Raw genomic sequence first — 12,541 nt, forward strand, 5'->3', positions numbered from 1 at the left:
TAGTTTCATATTAAAGCGTTCAAGTCTTATGTCCAATATAATAGCTGGGAAAACCCAGCTATTATATTTATTATATTAGAATAATCCTACTATTTCTCCATTAGGTAATATATCGATATTGTTAGCAGCTGGAACTTTTGGTAATCCTGGCATTGTCATGATTTCTCCCGTTAATGCTACTAGGAAACCTGCTCCTCTTGATACTCTTATATCTCTTACAGTTATTCTAAATCCACTTGGTCTACCAAGTAATGTTGGATCGTCTGATAAGGAATATTGAGTTTTTGCCATACAAATTGGCATCTTATCAAAGCCTAACTTTTCTATATTAGCTATAGTCTTTTCACAAGCCTTTGTAAAGTCTACTCCATCTGCTCCATAAACTTCTTTAGCTATTTTTTCAATCTTAGTTTTGATTGATTCTTCTACATCATAAATTGGCTTAAAGTTGGATTGTTTTGTTTCGCATACTTTTACTACTGCCTCAGCCATAGCTACTCCACCTTCTCCACCTTTACCCCATACTTCTGAAAGAACTGCTTCTGCACCTAATTCTTTACATCTATCAAGTACATATTTAAGTTCTGCTTCTGTATCTGTTGGGAAGTTATTTATAGCTACTACTGCTGGTACTCCAAACTTATTAATGTTTTCTATATGTTTCTCTAGGTTAGCAAATCCTTTAGATAATGCATCTAGATTTTCAGTTCCTAGTTCATCCTTCTTAACTCCACCATTGTATTTTAGTGCTCTTATTGTAGCTACTATTACTGCAGCATCTGGTTTTAAGCCACCAAATCTACACTTAATATCAAAGAATTTCTCAGCACCTAAATCTGCACCAAATCCAGCTTCTGTTACTGTATATTCAGCCATTTTTAGAGCTAATTTTGTTGCTAACATTGAGTTACATCCATGAGCAATATTAGCAAATGGTCCACCATGAATTAGTGCTGGTGTATTTTCTAATGTTTGAACAAGGTTAGGATCTACTGCATCTTTCATAAGTAAAGCTACTGCCCCTTGTGCATCTAGGTCTTTAGCAAATACTGGGCTACCGTCAAATTTATATGCTACTATTATTTCTCCTACTCTAGCTTTAAGGTCTTCTAAGTCTTTTGATAAGCAGAAAATTGCCATTATCTCTGATGCAACTGTTATATCAAATCCATCTTGTCTAGGCATACCATTTGGTTTTCCACCTAGGCCTACTACAATATCTCTTAAAGCTCTATCATTCATATCAAGAACTCTTTTCCAAACTACTCTTCTTGGATCGATGTTTAATGCATTTCCTTGATGAATATGGTTATCTAATAAAGCTGAAATTAAGTTATGAGCTGTAGTTATAGCATGGAAGTCTCCTGTAAAGTGTAAGTTGATATCTTCCATTGGTACTACTTGAGCATATCCGCCACCAGCTGCTCCACCTTTAACTCCAAAGCTAGGTCCTAATGAAGGCTCTCTTAAAGCTGTTATAGCACTCTTTCCAATTTTATTTAATCCCATGGAAAGACCTATGTTTGTAGTTGTTTTACCTTCGCCTGCTGGAGTAGGGTTAATTGCTGTAACTAAGATTAATTTTCCATCTGGCTTATCTTTCATCTCATCTAGTAATCCTAGAGATACTTTTGCTTTATACTTACCATACTGAATTAAATGATCTTCGTCGATTCCTAACTTAGCTGCAACATCAACTATGGGAAGCATTTTCGCTTCTTGTGCAATTTGAACGTCTGTTTTCACTTATATTCCTCCTCTATATTCATTCGTACTACAATATTGCCTATAATAGTATAAAAAATTATACATCTTTAGATATATACCCTATTTTATGCACCAATCACATATTTATTTAAAATTTTAGCATTGTTTTATTTTGCCCTGTAGTACTATATAGTATTATAACAGAATTGTCTAAAATTTGGAATCATTTTAAATTAAAAAAACAGATTTCCTTTACTTTAAAAAAATTATATCTTTCCTATATCTTTCCTATATCTTTCCTATATCTTTCCTATATCTTTCCTATATCTTTCCTATATCTTTCCTATATCTTTCCTATATCTTTCCTATATCTTTCCTATATCTTTCCTATATCTTTCCTATATCTTTCCTATATCTTTCCTATAATACATGTTGCTAAAATTAATTTTTTCTACATTTTCATAAGCATTTTTTATGGTTTCATCAAGAGTTTTTCCTAAGCTAGTCACAGATAAAACTCGCCCTCCATTTGTAACTAAATCCTTATCGACAATCTTTGTGCCATTATGGAATACAATAGTATTATTATCTACTTTGTCTATATTTATTATCTTAAATCCTTTTTCATATTCATTTGGGTAGCCTTCTGATACTAAAACTACTGTCATAGCTCTATCATTATTCCATTTTAGGTCAGATTTCATAAATGTTCCATCTATGGTTTTCTCAAATAACTCTACTATATCTGAATCAAGTCTTGGAATTAGTACTTCAGTTTCAGGATCTCCAAACCTTGTATTAAATTCTAATACCTTTGGCTCTCCTTTTACGACCATTAATCCAATAAAAAGTATTCCTCTAAAATCTAAATTCTCCTTAGCTAATCCATATCTAATATTATTTAAAATATTCTTCTCAATCTTTTCACTTAATTCTTCATTAAATATAGGACTAGGAGATATACAACCTACACCACCAGTATTAGGTCCCTTATCACCATCATATATCTTTTTATAATCCTTAGCAGACTCCATAGGAACTATTTTATCCTTTGTTACCACACAAAGCAGTGATGTTTCTACGCCATCTAGAAATTCCTCTATAACTACTTTGTTTCCTTCATCACCAAATATTTTATTTCCTAAAATATCTTTTAATGTATCTTTAGCCTCATCTTCACTATGACAAATAACTACACCTTTTCCAGCACATAATCCATCAGCCTTTATAACTAATGGATATGAAAACTCCTTTATTCCTTCTATTGCATCTTCTAAATCTGTAAATGTTTTATACTTTGCAGTAGGTATATTATATTTTTCCATAAATACTTTAGAAAATTCTTTACTTCCTTCAAGTCTAGCACATTCTTTATTTACACCAAAGATTTTTAATCCTTCTTCTTGAAACCTATCTACAATTCCTAAAACTAAGGGTTGTTCAGGCCCTACTACAGTTAAATCTATATTGTTTTCTAATGCAAATTCTAATAATTTATCTATATCATCTACATTTATATCCATATTTTCAGCTAATTCAGCAGTTCCCCCATTGCCTGGAGCACAATAAATCTTACTTACTTTACTACTTTTAGCTATTTTCCAACATAATGCGTGTTCTCTACCTCCGCTACCTAATACTAATACTTTCATTTTCTCCCCTCCTGCATTAATGTTTGAAATGTCTTATATCTGTAAATATCATAGCCATATTATTTTTGTCCGCCTCTTCTATGACTTCTTTATCCTTAATGGAACCTCCTGGTTGGATGATTGCCTTTATTCCTGCTTCATTTAAAAATTCTATTGAATCTTTAAATGGGAAGAATCCATCAGAAGCTAGAACACCTTCTGCAATCTTATCTCCCGATCTATCTATGGCATTTTTAACTGCCCATGATCTATTCACTTCACCTAGACCTATACCTATAGTTCCTTTATCCTTAGCTATAACTACTCCATTGGATTTTACAGTTTTTGCAGCTTTCCAAGCAAATATTAAGTCTTCCATTTCTTTTTCTGTAGGATTTCTTTTTGTAACTACTTGTAACTCTTCTTTTAATAAAATAGTATCTCTATTTTGTACCAAAACTCCACCTAATATCTTTTTTATATCTAGTTCTTTGTATTTATCATCTAGAATATCTTTTATTTCTAGAATTCGTATGTTTTTCTTTTGAGTTAATATTTTTATTGCTTGTTCTGTAAATGATGGTGCAATTACTATTTCAATAAATATACTGTTTAACTTTTCAGCAAGTTCCTCATCAATTTCTCTATTGGCAGCAACTATACCTCCAAATATAGATTCTTTATCACACTCATAAGCCTTTTCATAGGCTTCAGATATGTCTTTTCCACTGCCAATACCACAAGGATTAGCATGTTTTACAGCTACTACAGTAGGCTCATCAAATATTTTTAAAGCATCAATTGCACCGTTGGCATCATTAATATTATTAAAAGAAAGTTCTTTCCCATGGATTTGTACTGCTCCTGCAAGGGTTCCTTCTATTTTTCCTACTTCCTTATAAAAAGCTGCTCTTTGATGAGGGTTTTCTCCATATCTTAATTCTTCTTTAGATTTATATGCTAAAGTTAATCTTTCTGGAAATATAACTTCCTCTATTTCATTAAAATAATTTGATATTAAGGTATCATAATAAGCTGTATAGTTAAATACTTTTCTCGCCAAATATTGCCTTGTTTTTATAGTGGTCTCGTTATTCTCCTTTAATTCCTTTAGTACTATTTCATAATCCTTTGGATCAACTATTACAGTTACATCATTGTAATTTTTCGCTGCAGCTCTAATCATAGATGGTCCGCCTATATCTATATTTTCTATAATTTCTTCATGAGTTACTCCTGGTCTTTTTATAGTCTCTTCAAAGGGATAAAGATTATTTACCACCATATCAATAGGTCCAATATTCATTTTCTCTATTGTTTCCATATGGGAAGGCTCATCTCTTCTATATAATAAGCCTCCATGGATATATGGATTTAGAGTCTTTACTCTTCCATCTAATATTTCCGGGAATTTAGTTATATCCTCTACTTCTATTATTTCTACTCCTGCTTTTTGCAAGATCTTAGATGTACCACCAGTTGAAATTATTTCCCATCCTAATTCTCTTAAACATGATGCAAACTCCACTATACCTTCCTTATGAAAAACACTTATTAATGCTCTTTTCATTAGCTCACCTCTAGTTTATAATCACTTTTCTTCCTTCAATGTATAATCTATTTTCACAATATAACTTAACTCCTTGTACTAGAATTTCATGTTCTACTTTTAATACCTTTTCTTTTAAAGTATCTATTGTATCCTTTGAATCTACTTCTACTACTTTCTGAAGTATAATTGGACCTGTATCCGTTCCCTCATCTACAAAATGAACTGTAGCTCCTGTAAATTTAACTCCATAACTTAAGACTTCTCCATGAACTCTCTCACCATAATAACCTTTACCACAGAAACTTGGTATTAGTGAGGGATGGATATTTATTATTCTCTCTTTAAATTCATGAATAAAGGATTTTGATAAGACTTTTAAATACCCAGCTAAAACAATTAATTCTATATCTCTTTTTTTAAATTCATTTATTAGCCTTAGATTATATTCCTCCTCCGAATCAAAGGCTTTCCTTCCTATAAATATGCTTTCTATCCCTGCATCTTTTCCTCTAGTTAATCCATAGGCTTCTTCTTTATTGGAAATAATCAGCTTTATTTCACCATTGATATTTCCATCTTTAATATTATCTATTATTGATTGTAGATTAGTTCCGCCACCAGAAATTAAAACTCCAATTTTTACTGGTGGCATAGTACTACTCCTTCAGCACCTTTCTTAACCTGACCAAGAACTACAAAGTCTTCTTCCTTTTCTTCTAATAAATTCTTAATATCATCTAATTCCTCTTTATCTACTGCCATAACCATGCCTATTCCCATATTAAAAGTACCATACATTTCATCGATAGCTATGTTTCCCCATTGTTGCAATAATTTAAATATAGTTGGCGTATTTATTTTCTGTGTATTTATCTCGACAGTTAATCCTTCAGGTAACATTCTTGGAATGTTCTCATAAAATCCTCCGCCTGTTATATGGCTTAGTCCCTTTACATTGAATTTTTCCACTAATTCATATACTGGGTTTGTATATATTCTCGTTGGCTTTAGAAGTTCTTCTCCTATGCTACATCCTAGTTCCTCTATATAATCATCTATTTTCATATTCATTTTATCAAATACAATCTTTCTAACTAGTGAAAAACCATTGCTATGAACTCCACTGGAAGGTAGTCCTATTATATAGTCTCCTTCTTCTATGGTTGATCCATCGATTATTTTCTTCTTATCTACTACTCCGACACAAAAACCTGCCACATCATATTCATCGTCTTTATAAAATCCTGGCATTTCAGCCGTTTCTCCACCTATTAATGCACATCCAGCTTTTATACATCCATTTGATACGCCTTCTACTATACTTGCCATTTTTTCAGGAATTAACTTTCCTGTGGCTATATAGTCTAGGAAAAATAAAGGTTTAGCACCTTGACACAGAATGTCATTGGCACACATGGCTACGCAATCTTCTCCTATAGTATTGTGTTTGTCTGCCATAAATGCAAGTCTAAGTTTTGTACCTACTCCATCTGTTCCTGATACTAAAACTGGCTCTTCAAAGGATTTAGTATCTAGTTGAAAAAGTCCGGCAAATCCTCCTATATCCGACAAAACTCCTGGAATATGGGTTTTCTTAATCATTCCTTTAATAAGCTGTACCTCTTTATATCCCGCTTCTTTATCTACACCTGCATCTTTATATGTTAAGCTCAATTCCTTCTCTCCTTTCGCTGAATTAACAGCTAATTATTCTTTATCTATTGGGTAATTACCATCTAAACATCCAGTACAGAACTCTTTTCCACCTGCTGATTTTAGTAATCCTTCTAAAGATAAATATTCTAGAGAATCTGCTCCTATTAACTTTCTTATTTCTTCTTTAGACATTTGAGCTGCTATTAAGTTCTCTTTAGTTGGAGTATCCATACCTAGATAGCAAGGGTGTAATACTGGAGGTGAAGATATTCTTACATGTATTTCCTTTGCCCCTGCATTTTTTATCATTTCAATTGTTCTTTTTATTGTAGTTCCTCTAACTATGGAATCATCTACTAAAATTACTCTTTTACCTTCTACATTTTCCTTTAAAACATTTAATTTGATTCTAACTCCTTGCTCCCTTAATTCTTGAGTTGGTTGTATAAAAGTTCTACCTACATATCTATTTTTTATTAAACCTTCTGCATATGGAATTTTAGCTTGTTCTGCATAGCCTATGGCAGGTATCGTTCCTGAATCTGGAGCTCCTATTACTATGTCTCCATCTACTGCCGATTCTATTGCCAACTGTTTTCCCGCTTCTATCCTTGCTAAATAAATGCTTTTATTCTCAAGCTTACTGTCTGGTCTTGCAAAGTATATTATTTCAAATAGACATAGTCTTTTATCATATGCTTTTCTTCTAATAGATTTCAGTCCCTTTTCATCTATAATAACTATCTCACCTGGTTCTACATCTCTTATGAATTCCGCTCCTATGGTGTCAAAAGCACAGGTTTCTGAAGCTAAAATATAATCTTCTCCTAGTTTGCCTATGGAAAGAGGCTTGACCCCATATTGATCTCTTGCTCCTATTAGTTTATCTGTTGTCATTATGACTAATCCATATGTTCCGTTTATATCGTCTAATGCTTTTATTATGGCATCTTCTATATTATCTTTATGGTATCTGGCTATTAGATTTGCTATAACCTCTGTATCTAATTCCGATTGAAATATAGCACCTTGCTCCTCAAGCCCATCTCTTAGTTTTTCAAAATTTACTACTGCACCATCATGGGCTAAAGCCAAAGCTCCTTTTCTATATCCTACAACTAAAGGCTGTGCATTAATTGTCGTTGTATCTCCAGTAGTTGCATATCTTATATGACCTATACCTATATTTCCTCGAAGTCTTTCCATAGTTTCCTTTGGAAAGACCTCGTGAACTAATCCTAAGTCTTTGAAGTAGTCTACAAATCCATTGTTATTTACTGCAATTCCAGTACTTACTTGACCCCTATGCTGTAGGGCATATAATCCATAATATATTATATTCGATACATTATTTCTTTCCTTACTGTAAATTCCCACAACTCCACTCAAAGCTGCACCTTCTTCCTAGTTAGTTTCTGCACACAGTTCCCCAACTCAAATCTATTTACTCGCTACGCTTGTTGGGTTAGGTCATTTCCCACAGTCTCACTGCACAAATTCATTTGCTCATTGTCATTCGCATGAATTTGGCGTTCGTTGCGTTTGACCTACATCAGCTCACTACTTTCGCTGTGTTAGGTCATAATCCATTTTTTCTACTTCTCTTTCCATTTCTTTCTTATATTCCTTGAATTTTTCCCTTAGTTCAGGATATTTTATAGAAAGCATCTGAACTGCTAAAAGTCCTCCATTTTCTCCACCATCTATGGCAACAGTTGCCACTGGTACACCCTTTGGCATTTGTACCACAGAAAGAAGTGAATCCAATCCATCCATAGTTGAAGACTTTGCAGGAATTCCTATTACAGGTAAGGAAGTTACTCCTGCTAATACTCCTGCCAAATGTGCTGCTTTTCCAGCTATGGCAATAATTACTTCTGTTCCATTTTCCTCAGCTTTTTCTGCAAATTCTACTGCTTGATATGGAGTTCTATGAGCTGATATTACCCTTGTCTCGTATTCTACTCCAAATTTATCAAATATCTTGGTGACCTTTTCTGATATTCCTCTATCTGATATACTTCCCATTACTATACTAACTTTCATATTAGACACCCCTATCTAAAATATTTTATACCTGATTCAAATATCTTGTGCTCTCCTACGATTTCTGAATTCTTATATAGTCCTTTTCCTACTCTATCTATAGATGAAATAGTTCCTAAGATTCTACCATCACAGCTAGTTAAAGATTCTATACTAGACATTGAACCCGTTGGATTCTCATCTATAAATTGAGTTGAAATTTGTCCCTTAGCTATTAAACCATCTATATTCTCACTTATTACTCTTCCTTCTTTTGTAGCTACTGGCACAGTATATATATCTCCCACTGTCATATCATTAAACCAAGGTGACAGGTTTGAACTTACCTTAATATTGGCTAATTTTGAGATAAACTGTCCATTCTTGTTGTAGGTAATACTTGTTGAAGGAGCCATAAGTCCTAACTTCATCAGACCTAGGAAACCAGCACCTACCCCAAGGATTAAACCATCTCTCTTATATAGATGATTGTTAATCTCTTCCATTACATAGGAATTGCTTAATATCAATTTCATTAATTTTCCGCCTGTCTCTGGTTCATCTCCTAATAGTGAACCATTTGGTAGTCCTATTATTTGATAGTCCTTAATTTTTCTTGCTAATTCCTTATATGATTCCTCCATATCTGTTAAAGATAAAGTTTTAAATACAAAGGCATCTACTTCACCACCAGCTTCTTCAAAACATCTAGCCATAGTATATTCTCCATGAGTTCCTGTAAATATTGGTATTAAAACTCTTGGCTTTGCTATACTAGCTTTTCTTACTATTTCGCCTTTTTCAAATTTAATATCTTCTTCATTATCTTTGTCTCTATATAATGGAAATACTTCTTCCAATGGTTCTTCAAAAGATTTAATTAAGAAATCTAATTGAATAATCTCTTTATCTATTTCTATATGTTCTGCTTCTATTGTAGTTCCAAGAACTCTATAATTAATATTTCCTAATGCTGCTTCATCCTTCAATTCAACTACTATGGAACCATATAGTGGCTTAAACAAATCTTCTTTGCTGATTTCATTCAGTCTAAAGCCTATTTTATTGCCCATAGCCATCTCAGCAATAGATCTTGCGACTCCGCCAAATTTAACTGTGGAAGCTGAAATAATCTCACCTTTATCTATTAATTCTTTAATTAAGGAGTAATTTGACTTTAGTTGATTGAAGTCAATCATACCATCTTCATCTATATCCAATTTTATTAAAGCTACAGTTGAATCCGTCTTTTTAAATTCTGGAGATATAATATTCTCTACTTTGTCTGTAGCCACTGCAAAACTAACTAATGTTGGTGGAACATGAATATCTTCAAATGTACCACTCATACTATCCTTTCCGCCTATACTTGGAGTATCTAATTCTTTTTGCACTAGAAATGCGCCAAGTAGTGCAGAAAATGGTTTTCCCCATTTAGTTGGATCATCTCCAATCCTTTCAAAGTATTCTTGGAAAGTTAATCTTATCTTTTTGTAATCTCCACCCATGGCTACAATTTTTGCAACAGATTCTATAACAGCATAATATCCACCATGGAATGGACTCCATTTTGAAAGCTTTGGTTCGTAGCCATAACTCATTAAAGAGCAAGTATTTGTCTCTCCTTCTAATACAGGAATCTTTGCTACCATTCCCTCTGTTGGAGTAAGACCATATTTACCACCTAAAGGCATCAATACTGTACTTGATCCTACTGTATGGTCAAATCCCTCTATTAAACCCTTTTGGCTACAGATGTTTAAATCCTTTATATTTTCTATAAAAGCATCTCTAATATCTTTTCCTTCTACATAAGATGGAATTTTATCTAAATATAATTCTTTAATAGGTTGTTCTATATTAACTTTATTCTTTTTTCTTATACCATTGGTATCTAAGAAACTCCTCTTGATATTGACAATAGTTTTTCCTCTCCATACCATTTTAAGAGTTTTTTCTTCTGTAACCTTAGCTACCACTGTGCCTTCTGAATCCTCTGCTTCAACAAAGGACATAAATCTTTCTAGATCTTCAGGTGCAATAACAACTGCCATTCTTTCTTGAGACTCAGATAATGCAATCTCTGTACCATCAAGACCAGGATATTTTAGTGGCACTTTGTCTAATTCAATGAAAAGTCCGTCTGCCAATTCTCCTATGGCTACTGAAACTCCACCAGCACCGAAGTCATTACATTTTTTAATCATTTTAGATACTTCTTCATTTCTAAATAGACGAACTATTTTTCTTTCTACTGCCGGATTTCCCTTCTGGACTTCTGCCCCCGATGTGTGTAGAGATTCCTCCGTATGTTCCTTAGATGAACCAACCGCTCCGCCTAATCCATCTCTACCTGTCTTGCCACCTACTAGGACAATCAAATCTCCCGGCTCAGAATTTCCTCTATATACAGCATCCTTTGGAGCAGCGGCAACTAATGCACCTAGTTCCATTCTCTTTGCCATATAACCTTTGTCATATATTTCTTTAACATATCCTGTTGCAGCACCTATTTGGTATCCATAGGAACTATATCCTGCCTTTGCAGTCTGAGTAATCTTTCTTTGAGGTAATTTCCCAGGCAAAGTATCTTCATATTTTTGTCTTGGATCTGCTGCCCCTGTAATTCTCATGGCCTGATATACATATGCTCTACCTGATAATGGGTCTCTTATTGCACCTCCGAGACAAGTAGATGCACCACCGAAAGGCTCCATCTCTGTAGGATGATTATGAGTCTCATTTTTAAACATCAATAGCCATCTTTCATTTGTACCGTTAACGTCTACATCTATTTCAATGCTGGCAGCATTAACCTCATCTGATTCTTCCTTATCATTTAATAGACCCTTTTTCTTTGTTTCCTTCATATTTATAGTAGCCAAATCCATTAAGCAAACTGGTCTTTCTTTATTTTCATAAACAAATTCTCTAGATTTTATATATTCATCTAATGCATTTTGGAATACTTCTTTATATTTTCCTTCATCCATAGATATATCTGTAATCTCTGTCATAAAAGTAGTATGTCTACAGTGATCTGACCAATAGGTGTCTATTAGCTTTAGTTCAGTAATAGTTGGGTTTCTATCTTCGTCTTTAAAATACTTCTGACAGAATAAAATATCTTCTATATCCATACCTATTCCATACTTTGATTTAAAAGATATAAGCTCATTTTCTGTCATATTTATAAAACCATCTATTATTTCAATTTCTTCTGTTGCTTCATCTTCTTTTTCAAAGGTAAAGCTATCTATGGCAACTTCTTTCATCTCTATTGGATTTATATAATATTTCTTTATTTTATTTAGTTCTTCTTCTGTTATATTTTCTAAGATTACTATCTTTGAATTTTGCACTATTATATTTTCATTTTGTGTTAAGATCCTAATCATCTGATTTGTAGAGTCTTCTCTTTGATTATATTGACCTTTTAGATATTCAACTCTAAATAATCTTTCACTATCTTTAATTGGAAGGTTATTTTCATATTTATTATCTAAGATTTCTTCAAAGAGTATTTCCTTTACTATCAGTTCTTTTTCCTCTTCTGTTACATTTATTAAATCATATACATTGACTGTTCTTACTTTACTTAAATTTTCTATTCCTAAATAATCTCTAAAATCTTTTAACAACAATTGTCCTTCAGTATTAAACCCTTCATTCTTCTCGATAAAAATTCTTTTAAAATCCAAATTTAACCCTCCTCAAAAAATTAAATTAAGCCCAGCCGGGTAGGCAAAGCGAAACCTACCCGACTGGGCTTTTATCCCTTCGGTGTAATACTGACCATACAGTATCTGTACCGCTCGGTCCAGCAAGACAAAGTCTTCGGAACCCTAGGTACACTTTCGCCCATAGATAAATGATTTTCGGTCATTTTGTAGAAACGTCTCAACCATATTATGAGACCTATATGAGCAACATATTCATTATTATTTATTACACTTACATATTAACAGTA

The 12,541-nt window shown here is 33.1% G+C and carries 8 protein-coding genes and 1 riboswitch; all 8 genes read right to left on the reverse strand.

What is annotated here, in order from left to right:
• Positions 1 to 75 precede the first annotated feature (75 nt).
• A complete protein-coding gene (locus RBU61_RS13275) occupies positions 76 to 1,746 on the reverse strand; it encodes a formate--tetrahydrofolate ligase (RefSeq protein WP_308875944.1) in 1,671 nt (556 codons plus the stop codon).
• A 359-nt stretch (positions 1,747 to 2,105) separates the two neighbouring features.
• Positions 2,106 to 3,359: a phosphoribosylamine--glycine ligase gene (gene purD / locus RBU61_RS13280; protein WP_308875945.1), complete on the reverse strand. Its 1,254-nt coding sequence runs from the start codon at positions 3,357 to 3,359 to the stop codon at positions 2,106 to 2,108.
• Between the two features lie 16 nt (positions 3,360 to 3,375).
• Positions 3,376 to 4,908 (reverse strand): bifunctional phosphoribosylaminoimidazolecarboxamide formyltransferase/IMP cyclohydrolase, encoded by a 1,533-nt coding sequence (purH, locus tag RBU61_RS13285; RefSeq protein ID WP_308875946.1) that lies wholly within the window; start codon positions 4,906 to 4,908, stop codon positions 3,376 to 3,378.
• Positions 4,909 to 4,918: 10 nt separating this feature from the next.
• A complete protein-coding gene (purN, locus tag RBU61_RS13290) occupies positions 4,919 to 5,542 on the reverse strand; it encodes a phosphoribosylglycinamide formyltransferase (RefSeq protein ID WP_308875947.1) in 624 nt (207 codons plus the stop codon).
• Positions 5,530 to 6,564 (reverse strand): phosphoribosylformylglycinamidine cyclo-ligase, encoded by a 1,035-nt coding sequence (gene purM / locus RBU61_RS13295; protein ID WP_308875948.1) that lies wholly within the window; start codon positions 6,562 to 6,564, stop codon positions 5,530 to 5,532. Before purM ends, purN begins: the two co-directional genes overlap by 13 nt.
• 33 nt (positions 6,565 to 6,597) lie before the next feature.
• Positions 6,598 to 7,935: an amidophosphoribosyltransferase gene (gene purF, locus RBU61_RS13300; protein ID WP_308875949.1), complete on the reverse strand. Its 1,338-nt coding sequence runs from the start codon at positions 7,933 to 7,935 to the stop codon at positions 6,598 to 6,600.
• Between the two features lie 171 nt (positions 7,936 to 8,106).
• On the reverse strand, positions 8,107 to 8,592 hold the full coding sequence (gene purE, locus RBU61_RS13305) for a 5-(carboxyamino)imidazole ribonucleotide mutase (RefSeq protein WP_308875950.1): 486 nt from the start codon (positions 8,590 to 8,592) through the stop codon (positions 8,107 to 8,109).
• Between the two features lie 11 nt (positions 8,593 to 8,603).
• Positions 8,604 to 12,272, reverse strand: coding sequence for a phosphoribosylformylglycinamidine synthase (locus tag RBU61_RS13310; RefSeq protein WP_308875951.1), 3,669 nt, complete (start codon positions 12,270 to 12,272; stop codon positions 8,604 to 8,606).
• 143 nt (positions 12,273 to 12,415) lie between these two features.
• Positions 12,416 to 12,517, reverse strand: a riboswitch (purine riboswitch).
• Positions 12,518 to 12,541: the final 24 nt, after the last annotated feature.

The organism is Tissierella sp. MB52-C2 (assembly GCF_030931715.1).
GTDB lineage: Bacteria > Bacillota > Clostridia > Tissierellales > Tissierellaceae > Tissierella.